The sequence below is a fragment of the Paenibacillus amylolyticus genome, from assembly GCF_050990605.1.
GTDB lineage: Bacteria > Bacillota > Bacilli > Paenibacillales > Paenibacillaceae > Paenibacillus > Paenibacillus amylolyticus_H.
Genome location: NZ_CP158832.1, coordinates 1,231,730 through 1,257,718, shown reverse-complemented (window position 1 = coordinate 1,257,718; position 25,989 = coordinate 1,231,730). Strand labels below are relative to the sequence as shown.

Here is a 25,989-nt window from a genome sequence, read left to right as displayed (position 1 = left end):
ATGGAATTGATCCACATATACCCGTTTTGCCCCGGAATGCAAAGTTTAGCCGATTCGAAGCTTGCCCACGCCACAGATGGATACTTCCAGCGGATAGATCTCTGCTTTTTGCGTAGAGAAAAACCATTTTCGATCCTTCTTCACCACAATAAATAACCCATGTACATCTCCTATAGGAGCAAAGGTATCACTAACCTCACCCCAACGCGTGAGTCCGATACGCTGAAGCTCATTCACCGTAGACAGAACATCCTCCGTCACCAGTCCAACCTCACACACCTGTAATATATCTTGAGTCGAGAAGTCATGGTCACTCTCGTTCTGAATACGATGATGTGCAATCAGCTCGATAATATTACCTGCCGGATCTTCGAAATAGAGAGAATGAGAGTTCCAGTTAGTAGAGTACGTCTCATCCCGATCTCCTTCCCTGCTTAAAACAACACGTGATGCAGCCCACTGCTTCGCTTCCTTGAACCGATTTGTCGGAATCATCCAGGCAACATGATAAAAAGGTGCTCGCGGTGTCTCACACTGTTTGAATATCATCCTAGTCGATCCAACCTGCAGGTGGAAGGTCTGCTCCGTTGCATGAGACACATCCATTCCCAATGTATGGCTATAGAAATGTTCGAGGTCTGCCAGTCTCGTTGTGTAAAGTTGTACTTCTTCGATAATCATACGCTTCGCCCCTGCATCTCCTCCCACCGACTCCATGGCACCATGCCAAGTTCAGGTTTCGCTTCATCCGGAAGCATGGCGATGAATTCAAGCGAATGACCATCCGGGTCGGTAAAATATACAGATACCGCAGGCATCCAGCTGAAGACGTACAGTTCACCGATATCATCATTCAGAAAGTTGTGTGTCTGGATGCCTTTGTTCTCCAAGTGAGCCACCGCATGTTTCATATCCTCGAGAGATACATGAAAAGCAAAGTGCTGACGTTTCACCTCGGAAGGTTGCTTTTGCCATAATCCCAGCATGGCATTGCCTTTTCCACCAATCCAGTAGAAGGAGTTTCCACGTTCTTTCTGCCCATAGGCATGGGGTAAACTCAGGACCGTTTCATAGAAATGATGAGATTTCTCCAGATCCGTCACGTTTAGATGTGTTTCAAATATGCCTGTAATCATCATGCTCAACCTCTTTTCCTTTTCCCATTCATCTTCGTTTGTTCTCAACTCATGGATGAATTCCGCGCATTCGTTAACGTCTGGGCCAGATTCAAAAACGATCCAATAACCCGCTGCACCCGGTCCTCTATATCCTGACTGTCTTCGTACTCTTCGTATCCGTCAAATGTCGCTTCGAATCGTCTGCGCTGCGCACCACCAATGGATATCCACTCCTGGGCATTAATTCCATGCAGATTGCGAACAATCGCTTGCAGTTGTAAAAGCGAACTTACCCCCACCGCTCCGCCAGAGGAGCTGATGGACAGGACGGGCTTGCCACTGAAATGAGCCTGGCTGAGGTGATCCAGTGCATTTTTGAGCACACCGCTAATACTGCCATGGTACTCTGGCGTAGACAGGATGATCGCATCTGCCGCGAGCATACGTGTATTCAGGTCTGCCAGATGTTCATGGTCCGCTTGTTTCTCATCTGGTGCGTAGAATGGAAGCGGTGTCTGATACAGATCAAACAGGCTGGCCTGATGTCCCTGACCCCGAATAATCTCCACCGCATATTCTCCCAAACGTGTACTGGTTGCATTGTTTCGATTGCTGCCTGCCAAAATAACGATATTCATCAAAGTCACCCTCCTTGGATTTTTTATAATTCAAACTCCCATGTTTCAACCGTTCTGTTATTTCTACTCTTATCTTACCTTTCTTTTGCATCCAAATCGTCAGCAGATAGACTTAACTTGAAATACCAAAAAACTCAACCTTTAGGTTGAGTTTATACGACTTAAGTATGAACATATGTCGGAATTGGTCAGACGACCCAGCCGTTTCTTACAGCGTGAAGCGCAGCTTGCGTCCGATCCGCCAGTCCCAGTTTGTCGAGCAGATGACTGACATGGGTTTTGACCGTTTTTTCAGTGATGACCAATTGAACCGCAATTTCCTTGTTGCTCAGCCCTTGAGCAATCAGTCCCAAGACCTCTTGTTCACGGCGAGTAAGCATATCCGGACCACCAAGGGATATTTCAGCTGATTTTCCAGCCTGCTTTGGCTCCTGATTTTGACTCTTTACTGACCGATCTGCCGTTATATGCTGTGGTTGCTGTTCATTGATGGACCAATCGGATGAAGCCATCACATGCATCAATTGACCTGCTGCGGCGGGATGCAATTCTACCTGACCTGCATGCACATTGCGAATGGCCACAGCCAGATCCTCCGGTTCAATATCCTTGAGCAGATACCCCTTCACCCCTGCACGCACAGCAGGAACGACATGATCCTGATCCGAAAACGATGTGAGTACAATAATTCTCGTTTCTGGCATTAATGCACGCAACCGTCTGGCTGTTTCTATTCCGTCCATGACCGGCATATGCAGATCCATTAATACCACGTCAGGTTTTAACAATTCCGCCTGTGCCAGAGCTTCCTGCCCGTTCGACGCTTCACCAACAACCTTCATGTCTTGCTGTGTCGTCAAAAAAACGTGCAGCCCCCGTCTAACCATTGCATGATCATCTGCGAGCAAAATCGTAATCGGCATCTCCTCTTCCCCCTGACTTTATACAGATTCGAACGGAAGTGGAATGACTGCCGTTACCGTTGTTCCCTTGCGGGAAGAACTAACTATTTCTAACCTGCCTCCAAGCGATTCAGCCCGTTCCTTCATAATGGACAGGCCAAGTGAACTTCCAGACGATGCTTTTGGCCTTTTGGCACCGCCTATTCCCTGATCTGTGACGGTAAACACCACTTCATGATCACTTAACTTGAGAGTGACCTCAGCAGAAGGGACATCTGCATGTTTCCGTATATTATTTAGTGCTTCCTGCCCGATTCGCCACAAGGCTTCTTCTATATTACGGGGCAAAGTCTGCATTCCAGTTCGATCCACCACAACTTGTAGACCCTGGCTAGTACCATATTCCTGTAGCGCATGGAGCAGCCCTGCTTCCAATCCCGCAGGACGGAGCTGCATGATCAATGCGCGCATTTCCTTGAGAGCTTCCTGAGACAAAGCCCGAATATCCTTCATCGCTTCCGCTGCCGGGTGCAACCGTTCGGATACGGACAGCATACTTTCCGCACCTTTAGCAGTTAACGATAGTGAAAATAGAATCTGATTAACCGAATCATGCAGATCGCGAGCCAATCGGTTTCTCTCTTCCAGTCGTGCCAGTTCACGGCGATTCTCCGCCAGCTTCAGACTCTCCCATGAGGCCGCAATATGCTCGGCCACTGCCTCCAGCACTTCACGGTCTGCCTGCGCAGGACCTGCTGTTCCTATTCCGATCACCAGAATTCCCGTTTCCCCTGGCGTATGGTAAGGAAGGGGAGCAGCAATTCCCGAGGCAATGGAATGCATAGTCTGTTCAGGCTCACACAGAGTAAAGATCTCAGCCATCTCTATTGTAGACAGAAATGTGGCCCGGTGACTATGGATTACTCGATTCATGTGGTTTGCCGCTTCCGAGGATACCAACGCACTGGATAACGTTCGAACCCTATTGTCTGCATACACTGCCTGCAAAACGAACATTCCGTTTTTCTGCTGAATCATTGCGGCAAAAGGCCAATCATAATGCTGACCAATCAGCTGTACAACTTGTAACGAAAAGGCATCCGAATTGCTGCATCCGTTCACCGCAAGACCCAAAGACGTGCTGAAATCCCCCAGCTTGGCATACAGATCAGCTCGTTGCTGCTCCGCACGATACAATCTCATCCGTTCCATCGCACTACCAATCTGGTACGCCACACCCTGTAACAGTGCCAGTTCACTGTCGCTAAAATGCTCCTTGGCTGGCGCAGCCACGTTAAGCAGGCCCAACATCTTGTCACCTGACCGCAGCGGAACAGTCGCATGGTGGGTAATATTATGGGTATCTCCCCATTGGAATTCCACTGCATCCTCCAACCGTTTACAGTTAATGATGTTGACCGCATAATTCAGACGACCATCCCTGAAGCGGTTCACACACCAGCAAGTACCCGTACGCATGGGCTCTTTATCTTTACGTAGTAATGCCGGAGGCAGATTGTAATCCGAAACACAGGCATAGTCTCCACGTTCATTGATCAGAAACATCCAGCCTGCCGTTAAACCGGTCAACTCCAGTAATTTGCCGACCACGGTATCCAGCATGAGGTTCAGATCATTGGACGTATTGAGCGTTTCCGCGATTGTCTTGAGCGTGACCATTTCCTGCATTCCGACTTCTTCCGACATGACAGACTTCTCTCCTTTGGCGATACCAACTGTGGTTTGTTCAACTATTGTAACCAATCAACCCTGGATATTAAAGGATCAACTTCTCCAATCGCTCACTCAGCCCAGCTTCTGTCGCTCTTTGCGGGACACAGACAAAGGCTCCATATTAATCAGACCTCGATCTGACAGAGCCAGCGCCATTTTATAGAAAGCACGTGTACGAATCTTCGTATACGTATCCTTGCTGACAGGTGGATCAAACACATGGTTATACACTTTATAGTCAAACACATCATCGTCCTTCAGATATCGCTCACAGACGAGTACACGCTCCTTCTCACTCAGCCGGGACACAATAAAATCGATCGTATCGCAGTATGCCTGACGCGCACGCTGCACGTCCACATTGAAGATTGCGGTTCTCGCTGTGGAATCCCCCGTCACATTGGTTGCACCATGGAAACGCTCGGCATAACTTGCCGTCACCATAACCTCTCGTTCTTCAAATGCAATCGTTTTATAGATTCGATATTTCTCCAGCGCAGCTTCAACAGCCGTTTGCGTTTTGCGTCGGTCCAATTCGGGTAGCATCAATTCCATATTTGTCTTCCTCCTTTAATATTTTTGACTAATTCATATCTCTCACTCTATCGTTCACGTCATGTTGTTTTTCCATCATTCTTTGCACGATGGAAAAACGCTCTTATTCATAGAGTTGTCCAGTTTCCTAAATAAATAACGACATGTCTTCAATTTCCCGCTGTTGCCTTTTGGAATCACTCCAAATCGGTATAATCCGGGGAATTACCTTCTTCAAAGAGTCATTTCTAAACTCCAACCTGTGTCATCGTTACATTTTGTTCGCATATTGTTCGTATTTCTATTTGAGGATACCACTTTCTGGAGATCGGAGTAAACCTTCATTTTGGTTCATTTTGACGATAAAATAAAACCTTCGCTCTCATTTCCTATGCCTTTTGGCATAATTGTTTCATATCTCTTTACCTAATGGTATATATACGTTATAGTACTGTTTAATTAATGAACTTCCGTATAAGTCATTTGATTTTTATAAGTTAAGATTTGGATTAGATATGCACGTTAACGGAGAGGACAGAAAGAACCTGAAGAAGCGAAGCGTTCGCCTTTATCACCGAAATTCCACCTATTAAGAAATACATTCAGGAAATTCGGGGATAACAGCGATCGGAAGGTTGTTCTGTCATCGGAGTGATCTGTGCAGCACGAGCTCTCTTAATTTATAATTCAACCACTTGTACGAATCAAAGGAGTTGGCATAATTGTGGAGCACGCTTTTGGTCCTTATATGAAACAACTGCGCGAGCAACAGGGATACAGCATCAATCAGCTCGCCGAAGCAGCCGGAATAAGCAACTCACAGATTTCACGTATTGAGAACGGGGTGCGGGGTGTGCCCAAACCTGCGACCATCCGCAAGATTTCAGATGCACTCTCGGTTCCCTATACAGAGATGATGAAACATGCCGGATATATTGAACCAGGGAGTTCCACTGAACTTCAGAATGTGCCGGAATGGGCTACATACAAAGACCGTCGTGATTTCAAAAAGATGCTGGAAGACGATGATGATCTGATGTTTGACGGCATTCCACTCGATGAAGAGGACAAGAAACGAATCAAGGATGTGCTGACAGGTCTGTTCTGGGAAGCCAAACAGATGAACAAACGCAAAAAGACAGACGAATCGGACAATCGCCCATGAGGCATGACCCACTGAATTTAATGAAGCAGCAGGTGAGATCATATGGATGACATTGTAACAAAACTGATTCGAAAACACCGGACCAACTGCCCTTTCAGCATTGCCCGCTCGGTTGGAATACAGATCCGTTTCGCCAATTTGGGGAAGTCCACCAAGGGACTGTACTTTCGCAAGCTCCGGCGCAGGTTTATCGTCATACACAATGACTTGCCGCCGGAATGGCAACGGTTCGTGTGCGCCCATGAGCTTGGACACGATCGGCTTCATAAAGGGATTAATCGGTTCTTCCTGGAGGAACACTCCTATTTTGCTCCAGGCAAGCTGGAAAGACAGGCCAATCGTTTTGCCATTCAATTGCTAACCTCCGGAGTGATGCCTGAACCGGATGAATCATTGGAGAAATTTTGTTTACGTACCGGACTGCCGCGTGAAGCGCAGCATTTTTTTTACACCCTTTAAGAACATATGTTCTTAAAGAGGATTATTTTATCTCTATTAACCATTAGAAGATTTACATGTCACTTTCAGGTTACTTATTTTTACGTAATTCGCGAGATTTCCTAAAAATAGTCTGTTAAAATACTACGTGAGCTGTGTAAACGCTCAAGTAGATTATTATTTGGGGAGGTTTCGGATTCATATGAAAATCTGGAAGAATTACGTTTCACTTCTGCTAACGGTCTGTTTGCTGTTTGGCAGTGTAGGTATTGCCGCGGCTGCTACGGACACCACTCCGGGCAAAGGCACACACATTACCATTCTACATACGAATGATACGCATGCCCGTGCAGTTGAATCTTCACCTGCTATGGGTTTTGCCAAGGTAGCTGGAATCGCTGACAAATATCGCAGCGAAAACCCGAACACACTCTTGCTTGATGCTGGAGATGCTGTACATGGTACAACGTTTGCCACTCTCGTGAACGGTGAGAGTATCGTGAAACTGATGAATGAAATGGGCTACCAAGCCATCGTACCGGGTAACCACGAATTCAACTATGGTTCGGATCGCTTGATCGAACTGGCAGACATGATGAAATTCCCAATGATTAGTGCCAACGTGAAGAAAAAAGACGGAACTCGTCTCTTCGATCCTTACCTGATTGAAGAAATTGATGGTGTAAAGGTTGGAATCATTGCCCTGTCCACACCTGAAACGATGTACAAAACGAATCCGAAAAATGTAGAAGGTCTTGATATTACAGACCCATCTGCGGAAGCTAAAGTTTTGGTAAACGAGATCCGCAGCAAAGTAGATGTTGTTGTGGTATTGGGACACCTTGGACAAGACGCTTCCAGCACGGATACTAGTTTAAAAGTAGTTAAAGAAGTGCCTGGCATCGATGTATTCATTGATGGTCACAGCCACACAATACTGCAGGACGGTCTTGTATCCGATAACGGAACATTGATCGCAAGTGCAGGAGAATACACTAACTACGTAGGTGTCATAGACCTGTGGGTAGACGGTGGTAAAGTAACGAAGAAACAAGCAACTTTGATTGATGAAACTGAAGCAAAAGACATCAAACCGAATGAGAAAGTCGCAGCTCTCGTGAACTCCATTCAAAAAGAACAAGAGCCTATTTTGAAAGAAGAAGTAGCCAATACAGCCATTCTGCTGGATGGTAAACGTGAACAGGTACGTGCAGGTGAAACCAACCTGGGTGACCTGCTTGCAGATGCAATTCGTGATGTCAGCAACGCCGATATCGCACTGACTAACGGTGGTGGTATCCGTGCTTCCATTGAAAAAGGTATCGTAACCAAAGGTGATGTTATCACTGTGCTTCCATTTGGTAATCAAGTGGTAACCCTTGAAGTGAAAGGGTCCGATATTCTGGCAGCCCTTGAAGTCGGTGTAGGTTCCTACCCTGAACCAAGCGGTGGATTCCCGCAAGTATCTGGAATCAAGTTCAAAATCGATACTTCCGCTGCAGAAGGTAGCCGTGTACACTCCGTAACCGTTGGCGATAAAGCCCTTGATCCAGAAGCAACATACACACTGGCAACCAATGATTTCACTGCTGTTGGCGGTGACGAGTACACCATGTTCACCAAATATGCTACAACTGGTATGTACGGCGCGTTGGATGAAGCCTTGATTAACTACATGCAGAAGCTTGGCGCTGTTGACATCAAAACAGATGGTCGGATCAGTGAAGCGAAAAAACCTGCAGTAGAGCCAGAAACTCCGGCAACCGAAACACCAGCTCCAACCAAGCCAAAACCAGAAACACCGAAACCGGAAAAACCGTCTAAACCGACGCCAAGCAAACCAGCCCCAGCCAAACTGCACGTTGTGAAATCCGGAGACTCCCTGTACTCTATCTCCAAACAATACGGCACAACTTGGCAGGCCTTACAAAAGCTGAACAACATCAAAAATCCACACTGGATTTATCCAGGTCAACAATTGAAATTGCCTGCTGCTTCTTAAGCTCAGCAAAGCAAAGTGCATATAGGCATGATCGCTTATATGGCGCAACAACATAACGAATCTATCTTGTCATACCAAAAGGGTGTCCCCCAAGCCAGATTACTGGTTAAGGGGACACCCTTTTGTATCACAGTTCTTACACATCAATCCACATCAGATACTTCAACATTTCTTGTGGACATATCCTGCTAAAATTCACAATCATCTGAGGCAAAAATAAATCCCTGCCCGGCCTTTATGGAACAACCTCATCATATGCCTTCGAAACCGAACTATATAAAAAGTCTCCGGAATTACCGTGTTCATGCAGTTATTGTACATTTAATATCGACATCTCTGTCTACTCAAAATTGCATACTTGCACATAAATCTGTCTGAGTAAGATCATCTTCAATCCTTTAATCATAAAATCATTTGTATACTGAATACAACTACCCGAATGTAGTTATTTCGTATGATACGATACCTAAAATTCTTCCTTTTTAATATGCCTATAGCCCTCTTTTTATTGCTCTCATTGGAATTTCAGCAATAAATATCATCTACCACATTATAATCGGTACTATTATATGAACTCATATATTCAGCCCATCCCTGAATTTAGGAAGTGAGCTGTTCCTTCACATAAAGCACAGCCTCCTGTGCCGTCAAAGCGATTCGTTTCGATTCACCTGATGCCGCAAGTGCGTGTGATCCCAGTTCGACCTGCCCTTCAGCTGCACCTCTGCCAATGACGATCTGCACGGGCAATCCGATTAGCTCCGCATCCTTGAATTTCACACCTGGTCGTTCATCCCGGTCATCGACCAATACAGTGAAACCACCCTCGACCAATTGTTGTTCCAGTTCCAGCGTGAGTTGACGCTGCTGCTCATCCTTCCAGCTTACCGGAATCAGATGTACATCATATGGCGCCACAGCGGCAGGCCATCTTATACCTTCATCTCCAGCATACTGCTCAGCTATAGCGGCCATTAGACGGGATACGCCAATACCGTAACATCCCATGACTGGCGCGCATTGGCGACCATTACGATCCAGGAATGAAGCGCCCATGGCGTCACTATATTTCGTTCCCAATTTGAAAATGTGTCCAACCTCAATACCTTTGGTGAAACCAAGTGGTGAGGCACATGTGGGACAAGCGTCCCCTTCAGCAGCAAAGCGAATTCGTGCTACTCGCTCCAATGCAAAATCAATGCCTGGCCGTACACCGGAAACATGCACATCCACTTCATTGGCTCCTGTAATTGCACTCATCATCACTGCCACATCAGCGTCCACCACCATCGGCAGATTCAGTCCAATCGGACCCAGAAAACCGACCTTCAGACTCGGATGTGCCGCAATGGCTGCATCGTGTGCAAGGATCAGTTCCTCTGCACCCAATACCTGCTTCAATGCGATATCATTCAGTTCATGATCTCCACGTACAAGGGCAGCAACGAGCTGACCATCTGCCAGATACAGCAGTGTTTTGATCATAAGTTCAGTACCTTTGCCCACAAAAGTGCTTAACTCTGCGATCGTACGAACGCCTGGTGTCGAGATGCGTACTATGTTTTCCGCTCCTGAATGCTCATCCGTTTGAACTGCGGAGTCTGCATTCGCGGAGACAGCAGAAACTTCCGATCTCTCTTTTTGTTCATCTATATCTTCTGAAGTCTGATAATCAGCTTTCTCCAGATTTGCAGCATATCCACAATGTTTGCAGGTTACAATCGTGTCCTCACCTACATCAGCAAGAGCCATGAATTCATGCGTTTCCCCTTGACCGCCAATCGTTCCCGCGTCCGCCTCAACACGGATATAGTCCAGACCGCAACGCTCCAGAATACGACTATACGCTGTGTTCATCGCCTGATAGGTATGATCAAGCTCTTCCCAGTCCGAAGCAAAAGAGTACGCATCTTTCATAATAAATTCACGGCCGCGTAGCAATCCAAATCGAGGACGGCGTTCATCCCGGAATTTGGTTCCGATCTGGTACAGCGTGAATGGCAGCTTACGATACGAGTTCACCTCATCCCGTGCTAACGCAGTTACAACTTCTTCATGTGTTGGTCCAAGAGCAAATTCCCGTGCATGACGATCCTTCAGACGCATTAATTCAGGACCGTATTGTGTGTACCTCCCGGACTCTTCCCACAGTTCGGCTGGTTGCATAATGGGCAGCAATACTTCCTGACACCCGGCACGATCCATCTCTTCTCGAACGATTCGTTCAACGTTCAACAATATACGGCGTCCAAGAGGCAGGTAACTATAGATCCCTGCTGCCAGTTGGCGAATCATACCGGAACGCAGTAACCAGCGATGTCCCGCAGCATCTGCCTCCGCTGGCGCTTCACGTAAGGTTGGAACAAGCATTTCACTTTGACGCATCTGGACACACTCCAATCTTCCTTTTTGTTATCAAAATACGGTGTATAAACAGCAAAAAGACACATCCGTCAAGGGACGAATGTGTCGTGGTACCACCCTTATTTAACTGCAAATTATCCGTTCGCAAACTATGCGATCTGTGACATGCAGTCCTGCGGGGCATAACGGGCCCTGCCGGCGGAGGTTGCAACCCTGGATGGGCACTCTCTTCCGCAGCTCGCGAGGTAGGAATTATGAAGCAGCTACAGGAACCTTGCACCACACTGTCCCCTCTCTGTTGAAGCTGGCTTTCACAATCATGTCCTCGTTATAACGCTGTTATCATTTTTGAACACATTAGTGCATTTACAAGCAATTGTCAACCAATTAGTCGAATACAACTCCAGAATAATACTCCACTACATCACGAATGAGCATAAACGCATCCCCATTTGTAAGATTGTTCTTGTCAGTAATGCCAGCAAGCGTGTCGTCACTTATCCAGTTTTGCGTTTGCAATTGAGCAAGTGCCTTTTCAAGTGAAGTTTCAGTTTCTGAAGATCCCATTGCCAGACATAACATATACGCAGCCTGATCCAACGTTAAAGGTAGGGTTAAGGCATTCTCCATATTTGCTAGAGCTTGGTCGGCACTGCCTGTGTAAGCTTCTGGAAACATCGCTTGCATTCTTTTCAATTTACTTAAAAATCGTTCCGGGTTCATCCCTTTATCCAGTTCCCAACCATCATTATTATAATTGCCTGAAGTCATATACATACTCGCAGCAGCCAGCAATCCTTTATAATCCTTATGTTCCATATACTTAGGTTGTTCGAAATGATGTACCTTTAGATCCATACCCTGTTTTTCCAGCATGTTGCGTAATTCAGATGCTCGCTCTTCAGAAGCTGAGAGTTCTCGGAAGGACTCTTTATGGATGTAGGCCAGTTTGACTGCAGCTCCTGCTGCTTCTCCCTCTGCCATTCCAAGCGGTACAACTCTCGCACTACCATGTGGGATTGTATCATAACTTGCTGCACGTCCGACGACAAGCAGACCATCAACCTTTAACGGTACAAGAGAACGAAAAGGTATACCATATTGAATCGGACTCAACATAATCGTGCCGGCATTTCCAACACTTGTACTCTGAATATCGATATCATATGAACCGTATGCAATCGCATCCCAGTGATCGCGATTTTCCATGACATCTGCTAATGTTAAACGATACTCGCCATAGATATGACGTGACTCCCTTACGTAAAGCTCGTCCGCTGTTCCGGCATATTGTAGCCCTGCAAATTCATCATAATTTTTCTTCAGAAAATCAACAATTCGTGGGGCTTCTTTACGGCCGATTTCCAGACCCTTTTTCACAGATATCGGATCTAACGGATCTACCCCAAAGATCTGCATCGTATTGATCAAGATTGTATTATCATTTTGTCTTCCGATATTCAGACTGCGGATCTTAATACGTTGTGGATTGGAAGATTCATATTGCCTTGCATCACCGTACCCCCAAGCACTCATCTTATCAACCCCGGTACCCTCTCTTTCCCTGAATTTTTGCCATACCTCATCTGTAACACCACTTAGCTTGAATACGAGCGTAGAGACCATTTTGGATTTACCATCTCCAATATCTTGCCTGCCTATGGAATATGGAACTCCTGCAGCGGCTGCAATATCCGCATCTTGCGTTGCATCAATGATGGAGCGGGTTGATATCTGAACCGTTGTTCCATCTTCTTTCGTTATGCTCATACCCGTTATTGTCACGTGATCTCCCGTAGATTTTTCAGTAAGGGGAACTAATTCCTTAACATTCATCAACAGGTCAATATTAGGTTCAGAACGAACCATCTGATAGAAAACGTTAGCTGCTGTATGGGTATCAAATGAGCTGCCCTCGATCTGGTCAAACCATTCCTGGAAAATGCCTTTGTTCAAGAAGTCAGGCTGCCGCAAACTGCTCAATAACTGCGGTTGTTCAGGGGAATAATTTAGATCCAGCGTATTAAGGCCTCCTTCGGTCAACAATCCGCCCAACATGTTGCGATCTCTTGCTTCCACCAGCAATACACGCATCCCATTACGAGCAGCTGATAAGGCAGCAGTAATACCTTCCGGATCCGTTCCAGCTACAATAACGTTATAGGAATCTTTCAGGTTTAGTGTAGATTGCACGTCCTCCAAAGGTTGCCATACGTAATTATTATTAAATTTATAATTCTTGTTCCAAATATAGAATGCACCATATGCAACACACATCAAAGCAATAAACACACTAGCTGTAATTGCTGTTATTTTCAATTTTCTATTAATCAAAGAAACAAACCTCCATATGTACTTTAAATTCAACAATACTAACTCGTGAAGTAGTTTTCCTGTGTTATGCCAAAATAATAAAAAACTCCCCAACACTTCAAACTGTGTTAGGAAGTTCTGATAATAAAACGGAAAATTCTACTTTTATGTTGCTATACATATAAACAAATTATAGGAAAGTCCCTAACTTTCCTCATTATAACGATCACTTTTTGCGAAGTAAAGACTTACCAAAACCGGAAATGCATCAGAACGATAATTAAACACTCAGACTGTTCGTTCATCCTGACTATAATGAATTGTCTAGCGATGGCTGACATGGCCGCACGTTCCCTGTAATATAGAGAAATAGAAATCTATCACAGGTATTAATCGATAAAGGAGCTTGTCCTATGCCATATATCATATATGATCTTGAATTCACGGTAAGCCGCAATACTCGCTATTCTTCTGAAATTATTGATATCGGTGCCGTCAAAGTTACGGAAAGTGCGGATGGATTGGCCGTAACAGATACGTTCCATACGTATGTTCGTCCTTCCAATAAGTCTGTTCTGTCCACTGACACGATTCAATTTACAGGTATCACGCAGAAAGATATTGATGCAGCCCCACTTTTTCCGGAAGCATTGAACCAATTCATTGCCTGGATGGGAAGTGACTCCTATTACATGTGTTCCTGGGGACCCGATGACCGCAGCAAATTGATCTCTCATTGTCGCACCCATCAACTTGATGTGGCCTGGATCACCAATCATAACGATCTCCAGCAACAATGGTCCCGTACCATTCGCAAAGAAGGTAAGTTCCGTCAACTCGGACTCGCTCAGGCTCTTGAAATCTGTGGCATCGAATTCGATGGTACCCAGCACCGCGCCTTGGATGACGCCATCAATACAGCCAAGGTGTTTATGCATCAATTTGACCGATTCACTCTGGAAAACAACTGTGCAGCTGATGATGAGGGCATTACATCCAAGGTTGTCTATTCCAGCTCCACAGAAGATGAAGAGAAAGAATCACCATTTGGCAATCTGGCAAGCCTTTTCAAAACCAAAGAGTAACCGTCCACAGCACGGTACTTCATCGTGTTTTGCCTTAGGATAGATGACATTCTAATCTCAACTTTTATTGTACATTTGTTGCCAATAGTCTAGGCGTTCTTTCATCTTGATGCGGCAGATCTCAGGTTCGAGGATCTCCGCATCAGGTCCATATTTAGATATCCATGCGAGAAATTCCTCAATATCACTTAATATGGATTCAAATAACAGGCTACCTTCCGGTTCTATGGTTAAGATGGGGCGTATATAGAATTGCTCCTGCATCACACGCTCTACAGCATGGGGTGCAAATCGAATTTTGAACGCAGTCCACTCCGTACTCCCCTCGTATGCCCAAGGAATGCGGAAGTGGGATTGTATCAGATAATCCTCTTTGCGAAACGTGCGTGGTAATATCCGTATCCTTTGCAGCCGGTTCACCTGAAATATTCGAAGTTTCTCCGACAGGTGACAATACCCTAAGAGCTCAAATCTGTATTCACGAGGGATAAGACAATAAGGGTCTATGCGTACGATCCCTTTTTCACCCTGAGACAGGTACTCCCCTTCAATGGTGTTCTGTGAAATGCCAGCCTGAAGCAGCGCAATCAGAGATTGATTCTGCGAATCGTTGTTTTCATATTGCCATACAGGCAATCCCACTTTGAATAATCCACTAATCTGCTCCGACCATTCCACGCGTTCTGTTTTGTTTTTCTGACTCGAAGCAACCACTTTCTCATAGGCGCTCTCAAAAGCAGGTTTCAGCAAAGGACGAATATTCTCCATAACTTCAGCAAGATGCATGAAAGCTTGGGCTTCTTCATCAGACCAATTTAGCGGATACATGGCAAAATGGCTGATAAACATGTACCCTTGTCCGTGTCCCATATTGGCGATCGGGATATGCATTGCACTGAGGGCCTCCATGTCGCGATATATCGTCCTTTCCGTTGTCTCGCATCGCTGGGCAAGCTCACGTGCCAGAATGCCCGGCTTGGCTTGCACTAGCGTGATAATGCGCATTAATCGGATTAGTCGGTCTGTCATTTTGCCGGACCCTCCACGATGTTGTTTCAATAAATTTGATACAACTCCATCCATAGTTTAATATGATATTGATACATAGATTCGACCTTCTCCTAAACTTCACCTTCAAATATGTAGACTCTCTCTATACCGTTACCATCTGAAATCAACCCTATTCCCCTAATATCTTTTTTTCACGATCATGATATCCTGTTGTAAAGGTGATCCCGTAGTGATAACGCAGCTTTTCAACGATCTCGGCTTCCGCGTAATAGTCCAGATCCTGCTTCCGCGCAGCTTCAATTAACAATGCATCAGCATGGCGACGCAACATATTACTTCCCTCCTGAACCCGGCCTCTTTCGTAGGCGCGCAGGGCTTGTTTGATCAGGGGTACGGTTTCACTTAATTTGATCGTCTTCTCCACCTTGGGATCTTCCGGCTGTCGCAACATGCCCAGATGACTGGTGTACTGAATATACAACTGTTCTCTTCGTAACAATACACGTTGACTTTGCTTCAACTTCCTTGTGCTCCAGTAGGCTGAACATACGGCAGCTTTTCCTGATGCACGGGGTCCCATGACGAATTCAAGCAAAATTTGTTTACTCTCTCCCTTGTACATATCCCCAAGCCTCAATAACCAGCCAATATCCGTTTCTTTGGAACGACATCCATAGATGCCTTTTAGCTGTACTCCATATTCCGGTTTGAGCAAAAGTTCCAAATCTCTTGATACAATTTTGGGTGCTATTTTCCTAAGTCTTTTGGCAGGGGCACCGTTACGCCACTCTACCATCATATATACGGGGTCGGCTCCCCCTGTCGGTATGGCCTCTTTATTCCACGAATAAGATACTTCAAAGACTGAGTTCACTGGTAGTCTCTCCCCCGATTTATATGTATTATCTTCTAAGTTATCAGGGTGAATGGACACTATATTGTCACGGAACACATGTTCTCATTAAATTTTTCCAATATATTAGTTTTATATCCCTAAATCCGTCTCGATACGACAATAAACGACGAAAAAGCTTGGCGCTATGCCAAGCTTTTCAATCACTTATCCATGACAAGTCCCAAATTAAACGGTAGGATGATTGATTCCCATTTTGTGTAAATATTGTGCACCATCCACTTTGGTTATCGGTGCATAGGTGACACTGTCGATGACCAGCTTACGCCCTACTGGCTCTCCGTTAACAGTGATCATGATTGTTTTGGTTGATGTGTTCTGATCTGTTGTGTACATATATTTCTACTCCTTCATGTTCACGATCTCATATTCAATCGGGTATATTGGTATCATTCATTAAATTGCGTATTTGTGAATAGCATGCACCCGGAACTGAAGTAAAAGATCTGTTAAAACGGTCCGGTGTGCTTGCCTATCGTTTTATTACCCCACAGATTTATATGCTAAACAGCTCTGTTCTTAAATAATTTTTAAATATTTCGGGTAATAAAACGATATCATCTTGAACCCATCGTCCCGGTTTTGACGTATAATGTAAGAGCCGTATTTCAACAATAGACGACGAAATCGGCGATCGAACTAACCGAAGAAAGAGGTGTTAACGATGCCAAAATCCATTCAGGGTTATTTCATTCGGGTGTTATTCACCACATGCATTCTATTTACCGTCTCGATCACTTCGACAGTAAGTGCAGCCAGTGCCAATATTTTTACGGATATATACAGCGGCTGGGAGCGAGTCTCCGAACTGCCTGGAGAAGTGAACGCCCTGCAGGAAAGTTATAAGCAAACGATGGAGCAATTAAATCAAACGTCCGCTCAGTTGGGACAAGCCCAGGCCAATGTCGAAGCATTTAAGACCCAGAATGAACAGCTACTGGCTCAGAACCAGAAACTCACTGAAATGGTAAGTAAATTACAGGACGACCAGAATGCCAAAGCGGCTGCCAGCAAACGAATTCAGACGATGATCATCACTGTCATTTCTCTCATATTGGGTTACTTTGTTCTGATTCGTGTGATGCGCTGGGGAATGCGTCGCCGTTCGGGCCGAGTATAAAAGAACAGGAGCAGCTGCATGAACATATACCTGAACAATGCTGAAGCAGGCGGAGCTGGACAAGTCGTCACATTCTCGCTGATTAAAGATGACCGCCTTCATATTTTGCATCCGCAGCAAATTGTGGCGTTCCGCGGTCCAAGTGGGAGCCGCAATGATAAATTCATGAATATCACGGGCATATATCGCAAAAAAAAGCTGATTAAATCCGAAATTACCGGTCCTTGCCAATTTGTGGCTGCCCTGCCTCCCGGATTCACGATGAAGGAAGTGGAGCTCACGGAGGACAGTGATCTGCTCTATGACTTCCGCCACCTGTTCTTCTACTCTGATGGTGTAACCATGCATACCAAAATTCAGAAAATCAAAAATATGCTCATCACCCGTGATGCAGTAAAAATGAAATTTTCCGGCAAAGGCAAAATTGGCTTGCTCACTCAAGGCCAGGTCTGCCAACAGGAATTACACCCAACAGCACCGCTGTACGTGGATGCCGGCAGCATCATTGCTTATCCCGAAAATGCACATCTGGAACTCACGGTATATGGTAACAACCTTGCCAGTCAGCATATGAATTATCATTGGAAGATGACAGGACATGGATCTGTACTCTTTCAGGCTGGACGTGAGAATCACCGCTTGGAACAGGATCTTAACGATGAGGGACTGTTCAAACGAATTCTGAAAGAAGTGATCCCTTTCGGAAATGTACTGATCAAATAAATTGAGCTGTTAGTTGATGAATCTGACCGATTATCTGCCACTATGCTCCAGTGGGGTGGTCACCACGCGGTTTCATGTTATAATGTACAGACAATTGAAGAAGAAAATCCATGCCGACGGCATGGGAGAGGTTCGCGAACTCCCTCTATAAGACTTGACCCTGTGATGGTCAGTATAAGTCTTGCGTACGCGTTGCAGTTACATGCAATCCTGTACGTAAAAAACTAAGGACACTTACTCTTGCCTGCTTTTTTTGAAGCGGTTATCGAGAAGGTGTGTTTTTTGATGGATGCCAGTTCATGAACTTCTCTGTTCTTCCGACACTCTGTGCCTACGTGCATGGTTTGATCTCAAGAAGATAGAGAGGTTTTTTTATGTTGAACGAAGAAAAAGCAGTCGTTGTATTCAGCGGCGGTCAGGATAGTACCACGTGTCTGTTCTGGGCCAAACAACAGTTTGCCGAAGTCGAAGTCGTTACGTTTGATTACGGTCAGCGCCACAAGCTGGAGATTGAATGTGCAGCCGAGATCGCTCGTGATCTGAGCGTACAGCAAACGGTTCTGGATATGAGCCTGTTAAACCAGCTCGCACCTAATGCGCTTACTCGCACGGATGTGGAGATAACACATGAAGAAGGCGAACTGCCAAGTACATTTGTGGATGGGCGGAATCTGCTGTTCCTCAGTTTTGCGGCCATTATGGCAAAGCAAAAAGGAGCACGTCACCTGGTTACAGGTGTATGTGAGACGGATTTCAGCGGATACCCGGATTGCCGGGATTCCTTTGTGAAGTCGATGAATGTGACACTTAACCTGTCGATGGACTATCCATTTGTCATTCACACCCCGCTCATGTGGCTGGACAAAGCCCAAACGTGGAAGATGGCCGATGATCTCGGTGCTTTTGATTATGTACGCGAGCGTACCCTGACCTGTTATAACGGCGTGATCGGCGATGGATGCGGAGAATGCCCTGCTTGCAAACTGCGCAAAGCCGGACTGGATCGCTATGTGGAGCAGCGTACTGCTGCCGAATCAGCGGGAGTGGATGTGCGATGAGAGAGCCTGGAACATTCCGCATTGTTGAGCATCTGCAACGCATCGGAGAAGATATTTTACCTACCCAGCTACGCTATCACCGCAAACGTGTGCTTGTAAGCAAAGAATTCACCTTTGACGCGGCACATCATCTGCATTGTTATGAAGGCAAGTGCAAGAACCTGCACGGTCATACGTATAAAGTTATTTTTGGTATCAGCGGTTATCCGGGTGAAACCGGGCTGACGGTTGATTTTGGACATATCAAGGATATATGGAAAACACAGATTGAAGGATATCTGGATCATCAGTACCTCAACGAGACACTTCCTTTAATGAATACAACGGCTGAAAATATGGTCGTTTGGCTGTTCGAACAGATGGAACATGCGCTCCAGACGGAGCCTTATGCCGGGCTAACCGATGGTGGGCGGACGGAGTTTGTCCGACTCTTTGAGACACCAACCAGTTACGCGGAAGCCAGACGGGAGTGGATGATCGATGAGTAGTGTTGGAGAACAGGGACAGTCACGCGAACGCAACCAAGAGGCTCGCATTCCTGTGATGGAGATTTTTGGCCCGACGGTTCAAGGCGAAGGCATGGTGATCGGGCAAAAAACGATGTTTGTTCGTACCGCGGGCTGCGATTATCGCTGCTCCTGGTGCGACTCGGCCTTTACCTGGGACGGCAGTGGCAAGGACCAGATTCGGATGATTACGCCGGAGGGCGTATGGGAAGAATTGCGCCGCGTTGGCGGCACGCGTTTCTCCCATGTCACCATCTCCGGCGGTAATCCCGCCCTGCTCGCTTCGCTGGGCGGGTTGGTTGCCCTGCTGCGGGAGAACGGCATCCGCACCGCGGTCGAGACGCAGGGCTCCCGCTGGCAGCCTTGGCTGGCGGACATTGACGAAGTCACGGTATCGCCCAAGCCACCCAGCTCCGGCATGGACACCGATTGGGCCGTGCTGGATGATCTGATCGAACGGCTGGCCGCTGGCCCGGTAGACCGAAGTCACAGTCTGAAGATCGTGATCTTCGATGAGACAGACTTGGACTATGCCCGCCGTGTGCATGCACGATATCCGGGCACGGATCTATTTTTACAAACCGGGAACCCGGATGTGACTTCCGCCGATACGCCAGATCTGGCGTCCTCGCTGCTTGCTCGTTATGAGTGGCTGATCGACCAAGTCAGTGCATCCGATGACCTGAATGATGTTCGTGTGCTTCCACAGCTTCATACGTTGGTATGGGGTAACAAACGCGGCGTTTGATGGGCAGTATGGGTGGAGACAATAAGAGAATTAACCAGGCAAATTTGCCTATTCATATATACCGCGAGGCTTTGGGCTTTTGCGGAAACAAGGAGCGTTTAATAACCGATGAGACAACCTGATGAGATGCAAGATGTGACGTTGCTGGGCAACCAGAACGTAAAATATACGTTTGAATATGATCCGGGAATCCTGGAGAGCTTTGATAACAAACATCCGTACCGTGATTATTTTGTAAAATTCAACTGCCCGGAGTTCACCAGCCTCTGCCCGATTACAGGCCAACCAGACTTTGCGACGATTTATATCAGCTATATTCCGGATGTGAAAATGGTGGAGAGCAAATCGCTCAAGCTGTACCTGTTCAGCTTCCGCAACCACGGTGATTTCCACGAGGATTGTGTGAACATCATCATGAACGACCTGATCAAGCTGATGGACCCGCGCTACATCGAAGTATGGGGCAAATTCACACCGCGCGGCGGCATTTCCATTGACCCGTATACGAACTACGGTAAGCCGGGAACGAAGTACGAGCAGATGGCCGACCATCGCATGATGAATCATGATATGTATCCGGAGACGATTGATAATCGTTAATTCTTCAGGTTCATCCATTTTGTAAAAAATAGAATCATAGAATGTCAAAAGCCGAACTTTACTATATAAGTTGAACTAAAGATTATTTACACTGACACTACGATGACAGAACAACCTTCCAATCGCTGTTATCCCCAGATTTTTTTCCATTCCCTTTTCTAAAGGGGAAAATCCGGGGATAGCGTATGCTTCCGATGCAGCTTTCTTTCAGAAAGCTTTTAGGCGAACGCTTCGCTTTTTCAGGTTTTTTCTGTCCTCTCCGTTATCGTGTAAATGATTAATTCAGCTTATATAGCTTAAGAAGTTCGGCTTTTTAGTATAAACCTTTAGAAACTCAGTCTCTCAATACAATGGGATCGCAGTGCATTCAAGTAAACTAATCTTCCTTGAGTGCTTTGATTTTTCTAATGTAATGTCTCAACATCAACACACCAATCGATTGAAAAATGACAAATATGACGATGGCAGTAGTTAGAGATGTCGGTGCAACATAGATTGCCTGAAACGTGATTACAGCCATACATACAATGCTCATTACCAGTTCACGTTTGGCAGCAGCATAAGGTGGCAGTGGTTTCATTTCCATCCCTCCTCCTGCTTTCTCGCACTGAAATATGGATCTTCTTACACTAAAAGCTAAAGTAATACGTTTCTTTTGTAAATGCAATCACAACAAAAAGACTCTTCAGTATAGATATTTAATAGAAAAAAAATTTCCTCATCCACGTTATTCTATTTCTCTTGTTCCCCTTGTCGGTCCAATCAATCTGTCCTATTATGTAACAATATGCTTACACGCATAGAATACAACATCAGGCGCTGATCCCTCGTGACCGCGACCAAAGGAGAATTGTACATGTCTACACAAACCTCATTACCCAAAGACGCCGCAGCGCGTTCGAAAGCCCCACCCGGATTGGATGCCCAAAGCACCGTTTACCGGATACTTATTGCGATTAGTCTGGTTCATCTATTCAATGATTCGATCCAGTCGGTGATTCCCGCCATTTTCCCGATTCTGAAAGACTCCATGCATCTCACGTATACTCAGATCGGATGGATTTCTTTTGCCATCAACTTTACTGCTTCGATAATGCAGCCTGTCGTAGGCTGGTTTGCTGATAAAAAACCGACACCATCCATTCTGCCCATTGGCATGGGTTTTACATTTACCGGCATGTTGCTGCTGGCCTTCGCTGACAGTTATATGACTGTCCTGATCTCCGTGATCTTTGTCGGTCTGGGTTCAGCGGCTTTCCATCCGGAAGGTTCACGGGTATCGCATATGGCTGCTGGTCAGCGCCGTGGGCTGGCACAGTCCATCTTCCAGGTCGGTGGTAATGCCGGGCAATCGCTTGCCCCTTTGCTTACCCGCTGGATCTTTATCCCGTTTGGACTATTCGGTGCGATTGGATTTACAGGCATTGCTGCCATGGGAATTGCTGTTCAGATCTACATCGCCCGTTGGTATGGCCGCATGCTGCAATCGGGTGGATACCTGCGCAGACAGGCTGCTGCCCGTCGTGCACCCAATCCTGCTTTACGTAAAAAGATTACTGCCGCCATTACGCTATTGATTTTGCTCGTCTTTGTTCGTTCCTGGTATATCGCTTCCATCGGCAGCTTCTATGCGTTTAATCTGAAAGATACCTTTGGATTGTCCACAGAGGACGCACAGATCTATATCTTCCTGTTCCTGGCTGCGGGAGCACTGGGTACGTTCTTCGGAGGGCCCTTGGCGGATCGATTCGGCAAACGTAATCTGATCTTCCTGTCCATGGCCGGAGCTGCTCCACTTGCTCTGTTGCTGCCCTACGCGAATCTGTTTTGGACAGGTGTACTCTTAACCATTATTGGTTTTATCATGTTATCCAGCTTCTCGGTTACGGTGGTCTATGCACAAATGCTGATTCCAGGCAAAATCGGAACGGTTTCCGGCCTAATTACGGGTCTGGCATTCGGTATGGGGGGTCTGGGTGCACTCGTGCTGGGCAACTGGATTGACGTCTTCGGCGTATCACCCGTGATGCAAATGTGCAGCTTCCTGCCTCTGCTCGGGATCTTCACGTTCCTGCTTCCATCCGATAAATTGCTGAATATCTGGGCGAAAGAAAACGGTAGTGAAGAGTAAGCAATACATTAACAGGTGTCCACTTTTTATTCTATATTGGAGCCAATCCTTACGTGGCAACTTTGCCCTTGTAAGACGTTAGCTGTGCTAACGAACGTGACAGCTCTTATTTGAACGAATATCACATGTTTCGCAATCTAAGGAATCTGAGCAACGCTATTCCCGAGAAAAAGGCCGATAACCGTGGGATGTGCGTGTGAAATGCAGAAATAACGTGTCTGAGATTCTTTAGAAATCGGAATGAGTGAAATATCGCCAAATAGCGTCTGCTGAGTTCGTTAGATTTTACTTTAGTCACCTACACTCGCTACCTGAATAAAAAGTTTGAACCCCCCACAACAAAAGGGTTTCCGCCATCTGTATGTACAGATCGGCAGGAACCCTTTTTGTTATATTTGTTCTTCTCTCAATTAGCCTTAACCGTATTACTCCACGTCACACATCACAACGCTGCGGTTTTTAACAATATGTTCTGTAATATTACGTTTCTCTAAATTACTTCAAACGCTGAAGGATCAGCCTTTTTTTGTACAGCATTTTGCCTGCTTCCGCTACATCCCGGATCGTATTTTTGTTGCTCACCGAACCAAACACCATGCCGGCTACTGGAATGAGCTGGAACAACTTTTTCCAACCAAAGGATTCACTATAGGAATTAAAAACTTCCCGCCAGCCCTGCATCTGCGATACTACTTCCATAGGCTTGTCCGGGTCATCGTAAGCTGCGAGTTCTTCGATAATCGCTTTCTTGCCCACAATATCGGCAGAAGAAAATTGCAGACATTTGACGATAAAGATACGCTCCAGCGGTTCATCGGGATCATACCCGTAACATAGCGCCATCTCCTGAAGTACCTTCAGAGAAAGCCCCATCACCAACGGAATATCTGCTGCAATGGTTACAATGCCACCAAAACCTGTAGCTGCTCCCTGAGCCGCCGCAAACTTGGTTCGGCTCTCGGTAATGTTATCAGCCACCTGGTCAAGCACCTGCAGTGGCAGATTCTCCACACTATGAATCCTCGCTGTCCCCTCCGCTTCAGCTTCCTGCTCCAGACGATAGGTCGTGCCCATCATGGAATAACCGGACTTCTCGGCTTCCTCTTGCAACAGCTTGGCTACTTTTTTCTTCTGTACGAGGAATTTGCCCCCATGCTGGACATACTGCCCGACGTCGTTCAGGGAATCTCCGATTTTCTGTTTCAGCACTTTAGGCATCACTTTATCCAACATCGCAAAGGGCAAACGCCCGATTTTATCCCATATAAACAAGTCCTTCTGTTGTTTCTCCCATTTCAAAATCTGTTCAAGTTCCATGTCCAATGTCTCGCGTGAATCCATATGTGATCCTCCTAACAGGTTCTGCATCGTAATCTGTATCTTTCTCATACGCAGAGATCATGGTTGTGGTTGCTTTGTTTTATATCCAACATATCGACACCCCTACCGCTCTTTCCTATCGTTTACATACAAAAGAGCCCTTAATCAGCATCACTCGCTAACCAAGGGCTCTCATATTGAAAAGTCATACTACATCTTATTTCGTTTCTGCTACTGCTCTTCCATCTGGCACGGGAACACCGAAATCAGGCGTGCCATCTTCACGCCAATGAATCACTTGAGCACGGGCGTGACGGTTCGGATCGTACAAGGGATCTCCCTCGATATCTTTGTAATTACGTGCATGATAGATCAGAATATCGGTCTTGCCATCCGGTGATACGGTAAAGCTGTTATGCCCCGGACCATATTGACCGTTCGCTTCACAAGTCTGGAACACCGGCTTGGGTGACTTCACCCAACTCGCCGGATCAAGCAAGTCGGCATTTTCATCTGCGGTGAGCAGACCCATACAATAGTTGTAATCGGTCGCGCTCGCCGAGTAGCCGATAAACAACCGCCCATTCCGATGCATCACGGCTGGTCCTTCATTCACCTTAAAGCCGATAATTTCCCAATCATATTCCGGTGTAGAGATCATGACCTGTTCGCCGCGTAGCGTCCATGGGTTTTCCATTTCGGCAATGTACAGGTTCGAGTTACCTATAATATCAGGATCTTTCTGTGCCCAGACCAGATAACGGATCCCTTTATGTTCAAAGGTCGTTGCATCCAGCGCGAATGATTCCCACCGTGTGTAAATCTGTCCCTTTTCTACCCACTCTCCTTCGAGTGGATTCGCGGAATCGTTCTCCAGCACATACATCCGATGATCGAACAGGCCTTCGTTGGTCTCACTGGTGTGAGCCGCAGCGTAATGTATGTACCATTTGCCATCGATAAAATGAATCTCCGGTGCCCAGATGTTGGCACTCATCGGCCCCGTGTCACGCTTGGTCCAAGCCGTTACCGGCTCGGCATCTCTTAACTCTTCCAACGTCTCTGCTCGCCGGATCTCAATCCGGTCAAAGGCTGGTACGGAAGCGGAGAAATAATAGTAGCCGTCTGTATGACGGTAGACCCACGGATCAGCACGCTGCTCCAGAATGGGATTAGTAAAGGTAATGGAATCAGTCATGGGAATGCTCCCCTTTCAAATGTTGTTTGGCTCGAAGTTGGGGAATGTAACCCAATTCCGAAAAAAGCGAAAACCTTTTTTGGGTGGTGCACAGCGGGCGTTCGGGGGTGGCAGGGCCTGGGTGCTCTCTTGTCCTCCGATTTCTTTTTCCACCGCTCCTGGCGGTTGAAATCGGATGCCAAACTCGCTCCTGCGGCTCCTCCCTCCCCCTCACTGCTTGTGCACACTTGGCGCAGCTGCTCGCTCTTTTCGCGCTCGCTGGGTTACAACCTCACTTCGAGCCTTATATTGGCTCGGTCTAATGGGGTCGACTGCTTTGCCTTTGAGCCGACTCTCCCTACCAAGTGTACGGCTGGTCACAAGATTAT

The 25,989-nt window shown here is 46.4% G+C and carries 25 protein-coding genes; 11 read left to right on the top strand and 14 right to left on the bottom strand.

Annotated elements, in window-relative coordinates; translation table 11 throughout:
• Window positions 1–45: 45 nt before the first annotated feature.
• From ABTV53_RS05590 to ABTV53_RS05565, 6 genes are all read right to left on the bottom strand, one after another.
• Window positions 46–681 (bottom strand): VOC family protein, encoded by a 636-nt coding sequence (locus ABTV53_RS05590; RefSeq protein WP_433751510.1) that lies wholly within the window; start codon window positions 679–681, stop codon window positions 46–48.
• A complete protein-coding gene (locus tag ABTV53_RS05585; protein ID WP_433751508.1) occupies window positions 678–1,139 on the bottom strand; it encodes a VOC family protein in 462 nt (153 codons plus the stop codon). The genes ABTV53_RS05590 and ABTV53_RS05585 overlap by 4 nt, the downstream gene beginning before the upstream one ends.
• 41 nt (window positions 1,140–1,180) lie before the next feature.
• Entirely contained in the window at window positions 1,181–1,756 is a 576-nt protein-coding gene (locus ABTV53_RS05580) for an NADPH-dependent FMN reductase (protein WP_433751506.1), read from the bottom strand.
• 188 nt (window positions 1,757–1,944) lie between these two features.
• Entirely contained in the window at window positions 1,945–2,679 is a 735-nt protein-coding gene (locus ABTV53_RS05575; RefSeq protein ID WP_433751504.1) for a response regulator, read from the bottom strand.
• 18 nt (window positions 2,680–2,697) lie between these two features.
• Window positions 2,698–4,365: a GAF domain-containing sensor histidine kinase gene (locus tag ABTV53_RS05570; RefSeq protein WP_433751503.1), complete on the bottom strand. Its 1,668-nt coding sequence runs from the start codon at window positions 4,363–4,365 to the stop codon at window positions 2,698–2,700.
• A 99-nt stretch (window positions 4,366–4,464) separates the two neighbouring features.
• A complete protein-coding gene (locus tag ABTV53_RS05565) occupies window positions 4,465–4,947 on the bottom strand; it encodes an ArpU family phage packaging/lysis transcriptional regulator (RefSeq protein ID WP_145320686.1) in 483 nt (160 codons plus the stop codon).
• Window positions 4,948–5,647: 700 nt separating this feature from the next.
• Here ABTV53_RS05565 and ABTV53_RS05560 point away from each other — a divergent pair.
• From ABTV53_RS05560 to ABTV53_RS05550, 3 genes are all read left to right on the top strand, one after another.
• Complete coding sequence (locus ABTV53_RS05560) at window positions 5,648–6,091, top strand: helix-turn-helix domain-containing protein (RefSeq protein ID WP_076209867.1); 444 nt, start codon at window positions 5,648–5,650, stop codon at window positions 6,089–6,091.
• A gap of 42 nt (window positions 6,092–6,133) precedes the next feature.
• Window positions 6,134–6,550 (top strand): ImmA/IrrE family metallo-endopeptidase, encoded by a 417-nt coding sequence (locus tag ABTV53_RS05555; RefSeq protein ID WP_076209561.1) that lies wholly within the window; start codon window positions 6,134–6,136, stop codon window positions 6,548–6,550.
• A gap of 181 nt (window positions 6,551–6,731) precedes the next feature.
• The gene (locus ABTV53_RS05550) at window positions 6,732–8,531 is read left to right on the top strand and encodes a 5'-nucleotidase C-terminal domain-containing protein (protein ID WP_433751501.1); all 1,800 of its coding nucleotides are present in this window, start codon (window positions 6,732–6,734) and stop codon (window positions 8,529–8,531) included.
• Window positions 8,532–9,131: 600 nt separating this feature from the next.
• On the opposite strand, the gene ABTV53_RS05545 is transcribed toward ABTV53_RS05550, so the two are convergent.
• Complete coding sequence (locus ABTV53_RS05545) at window positions 9,132–10,916, bottom strand: proline--tRNA ligase (protein WP_433751499.1); 1,785 nt, start codon at window positions 10,914–10,916, stop codon at window positions 9,132–9,134.
• A 366-nt stretch (window positions 10,917–11,282) separates the two neighbouring features.
• Window positions 11,283–13,229 carry an FAD-dependent oxidoreductase gene (locus ABTV53_RS05540; RefSeq protein WP_433751497.1) on the bottom strand — a complete coding sequence of 649 codons (1,947 nt, stop codon included), beginning with the start codon at window positions 13,227–13,229 and terminating at the stop codon, window positions 11,283–11,285.
• A gap of 392 nt (window positions 13,230–13,621) precedes the next feature.
• Here ABTV53_RS05540 and ABTV53_RS05535 point away from each other — a divergent pair, with 392 nt between their 5' ends.
• Window positions 13,622–14,293: an exonuclease domain-containing protein gene (locus ABTV53_RS05535; RefSeq protein ID WP_433751495.1), complete on the top strand. Its 672-nt coding sequence runs from the start codon at window positions 13,622–13,624 to the stop codon at window positions 14,291–14,293.
• 57 nt (window positions 14,294–14,350) lie between these two features.
• On the opposite strand, the gene ABTV53_RS05530 is transcribed toward ABTV53_RS05535, so the two are convergent.
• The 3 genes from ABTV53_RS05530 to ABTV53_RS05520 form a co-directional block, all read right to left on the bottom strand.
• Entirely contained in the window at window positions 14,351–15,322 is a 972-nt protein-coding gene (locus ABTV53_RS05530) for a helix-turn-helix transcriptional regulator (RefSeq protein WP_433751493.1), read from the bottom strand.
• A gap of 151 nt (window positions 15,323–15,473) precedes the next feature.
• Window positions 15,474–16,178, bottom strand: coding sequence for a hypothetical protein (locus ABTV53_RS05525; RefSeq protein ID WP_315938376.1), 705 nt, complete (start codon window positions 16,176–16,178; stop codon window positions 15,474–15,476).
• Window positions 16,179–16,385: 207 nt separating this feature from the next.
• Window positions 16,386–16,553 carry a hypothetical protein gene (locus ABTV53_RS05520; protein ID WP_433751491.1) on the bottom strand — a complete coding sequence of 56 codons (168 nt, stop codon included), beginning with the start codon at window positions 16,551–16,553 and terminating at the stop codon, window positions 16,386–16,388.
• A gap of 328 nt (window positions 16,554–16,881) precedes the next feature.
• Between ABTV53_RS05520 and ABTV53_RS05515 the strand changes: the two genes are divergently transcribed.
• From ABTV53_RS05515 to queF, 6 genes are all read left to right on the top strand, one after another.
• Window positions 16,882–17,337 (top strand): hypothetical protein, encoded by a 456-nt coding sequence (locus ABTV53_RS05515; protein ID WP_433751490.1) that lies wholly within the window; start codon window positions 16,882–16,884, stop codon window positions 17,335–17,337.
• An 18-nt stretch (window positions 17,338–17,355) separates the two neighbouring features.
• Complete coding sequence (locus tag ABTV53_RS05510; protein ID WP_433751489.1) at window positions 17,356–18,060, top strand: AIM24 family protein; 705 nt, start codon at window positions 17,356–17,358, stop codon at window positions 18,058–18,060.
• 377 nt (window positions 18,061–18,437) lie between these two features.
• Complete coding sequence (queC, locus tag ABTV53_RS05505; RefSeq protein WP_433754078.1) at window positions 18,438–19,118, top strand: 7-cyano-7-deazaguanine synthase QueC; 681 nt, start codon at window positions 18,438–18,440, stop codon at window positions 19,116–19,118.
• Window positions 19,115–19,606 carry a 6-carboxytetrahydropterin synthase QueD gene (gene queD, locus ABTV53_RS05500; protein WP_036611465.1) on the top strand — a complete coding sequence of 164 codons (492 nt, stop codon included), beginning with the start codon at window positions 19,115–19,117 and terminating at the stop codon, window positions 19,604–19,606. The genes queC and queD overlap by 4 nt, the downstream gene beginning before the upstream one ends.
• Window positions 19,599–20,372, top strand: a complete 774-nt coding sequence (gene queE, locus ABTV53_RS05495; protein WP_433751488.1) for a 7-carboxy-7-deazaguanine synthase QueE — start codon at window positions 19,599–19,601, stop codon at window positions 20,370–20,372. The genes queD and queE overlap by 8 nt, the downstream gene beginning before the upstream one ends.
• Before the next feature lie 108 nt (window positions 20,373–20,480).
• Window positions 20,481–20,972, top strand: coding sequence for a preQ(1) synthase (gene queF, locus ABTV53_RS05490; RefSeq protein ID WP_076319044.1), 492 nt, complete (start codon window positions 20,481–20,483; stop codon window positions 20,970–20,972).
• Between the two features lie 376 nt (window positions 20,973–21,348).
• On the opposite strand, the gene ABTV53_RS05485 is transcribed toward queF, so the two are convergent.
• Complete coding sequence (locus ABTV53_RS05485) at window positions 21,349–21,552, bottom strand: hypothetical protein (protein ID WP_433751486.1); 204 nt, start codon at window positions 21,550–21,552, stop codon at window positions 21,349–21,351.
• 276 nt (window positions 21,553–21,828) lie between these two features.
• Here ABTV53_RS05485 and ABTV53_RS05480 point away from each other — a divergent pair, with 276 nt between their 5' ends.
• Window positions 21,829–23,103, top strand: coding sequence for an MFS transporter (locus tag ABTV53_RS05480; RefSeq protein ID WP_421887471.1), 1,275 nt, complete (start codon window positions 21,829–21,831; stop codon window positions 23,101–23,103).
• A gap of 495 nt (window positions 23,104–23,598) precedes the next feature.
• Here ABTV53_RS05480 and ABTV53_RS05475 read toward each other — a convergent pair whose 3' ends face one another.
• Together ABTV53_RS05475 and ABTV53_RS05470 are read right to left on the bottom strand one after the other, a co-directional pair.
• On the bottom strand, window positions 23,599–24,444 hold the full coding sequence (locus tag ABTV53_RS05475) for an EcsC family protein (RefSeq protein WP_433751484.1): 846 nt from the start codon (window positions 24,442–24,444) through the stop codon (window positions 23,599–23,601).
• Window positions 24,445–24,640: 196 nt separating this feature from the next.
• Window positions 24,641–25,621 (bottom strand): glycoside hydrolase family 43 protein, encoded by a 981-nt coding sequence (locus ABTV53_RS05470; protein WP_433751482.1) that lies wholly within the window; start codon window positions 25,619–25,621, stop codon window positions 24,641–24,643.
• Between the last annotated feature and the right edge of the window lie 368 nt (window positions 25,622–25,989).

What these genes read in the sequence shown, in the direction of transcription:
- ABTV53_RS05590 (WP_433751510.1), bottom strand. Translation starts at nt 681, where the DNA reads ATGATTATCGAAGAAGTACAACTTTACACAACGAGACTGGCAGACCTC.
- ABTV53_RS05585 (WP_433751508.1), bottom strand. Translation starts at nt 1,139, where the DNA reads ATGATGATTACAGGCATATTTGAAACACATCTAAACGTGACGGATCTG.
- ABTV53_RS05580 (WP_433751506.1), bottom strand. Translation starts at nt 1,756, where the DNA reads ATGAATATCGTTATTTTGGCAGGCAGCAATCGAAACAATGCAACCAGT.
- ABTV53_RS05575 (WP_433751504.1), bottom strand. Translation starts at nt 2,679, where the DNA reads ATGCCGATTACGATTTTGCTCGCAGATGATCATGCAATGGTTAGACGG.
- ABTV53_RS05570 (WP_433751503.1), bottom strand. Translation starts at nt 4,365, where the DNA reads ATGTCGGAAGAAGTCGGAATGCAGGAAATGGTCACGCTCAAGACAATC.
- ABTV53_RS05565 (WP_145320686.1), bottom strand. Translation starts at nt 4,947, where the DNA reads ATGGAATTGATGCTACCCGAATTGGACCGACGCAAAACGCAAACGGCT.
- ABTV53_RS05555 (WP_076209561.1), top strand. Translation starts at nt 6,134, where the DNA reads ATGGATGACATTGTAACAAAACTGATTCGAAAACACCGGACCAACTGC.
- ABTV53_RS05550 (WP_433751501.1), top strand. Translation starts at nt 6,732, where the DNA reads ATGAAAATCTGGAAGAATTACGTTTCACTTCTGCTAACGGTCTGTTTG.
- ABTV53_RS05545 (WP_433751499.1), bottom strand. Translation starts at nt 10,916, where the DNA reads ATGCGTCAAAGTGAAATGCTTGTTCCAACCTTACGTGAAGCGCCAGCG.
- ABTV53_RS05535 (WP_433751495.1), top strand. Translation starts at nt 13,622, where the DNA reads ATGCCATATATCATATATGATCTTGAATTCACGGTAAGCCGCAATACT.
- ABTV53_RS05530 (WP_433751493.1), bottom strand. Translation starts at nt 15,322, where the DNA reads ATGACAGACCGACTAATCCGATTAATGCGCATTATCACGCTAGTGCAA.
- ABTV53_RS05520 (WP_433751491.1), bottom strand. Translation starts at nt 16,553, where the DNA reads ATGTACACAACAGATCAGAACACATCAACCAAAACAATCATGATCACT.
- ABTV53_RS05515 (WP_433751490.1), top strand. Translation starts at nt 16,882, where the DNA reads ATGCCAAAATCCATTCAGGGTTATTTCATTCGGGTGTTATTCACCACA.
- ABTV53_RS05510 (WP_433751489.1), top strand. Translation starts at nt 17,356, where the DNA reads ATGAACATATACCTGAACAATGCTGAAGCAGGCGGAGCTGGACAAGTC.
- queD (WP_036611465.1), top strand. Translation starts at nt 19,115, where the DNA reads ATGAGAGAGCCTGGAACATTCCGCATTGTTGAGCATCTGCAACGCATC.
- queE (WP_433751488.1), top strand. Translation starts at nt 19,599, where the DNA reads ATGAGTAGTGTTGGAGAACAGGGACAGTCACGCGAACGCAACCAAGAG.
- queF (WP_076319044.1), top strand. Translation starts at nt 20,481, where the DNA reads ATGAGACAACCTGATGAGATGCAAGATGTGACGTTGCTGGGCAACCAG.
- ABTV53_RS05485 (WP_433751486.1), bottom strand. Translation starts at nt 21,552, where the DNA reads ATGAAACCACTGCCACCTTATGCTGCTGCCAAACGTGAACTGGTAATG.
- ABTV53_RS05480 (WP_421887471.1), top strand. Translation starts at nt 21,829, where the DNA reads ATGTCTACACAAACCTCATTACCCAAAGACGCCGCAGCGCGTTCGAAA.
- ABTV53_RS05475 (WP_433751484.1), bottom strand. Translation starts at nt 24,444, where the DNA reads ATGGATTCACGCGAGACATTGGACATGGAACTTGAACAGATTTTGAAA.
- ABTV53_RS05470 (WP_433751482.1), bottom strand. Translation starts at nt 25,621, where the DNA reads ATGACTGATTCCATTACCTTTACTAATCCCATTCTGGAGCAGCGTGCT.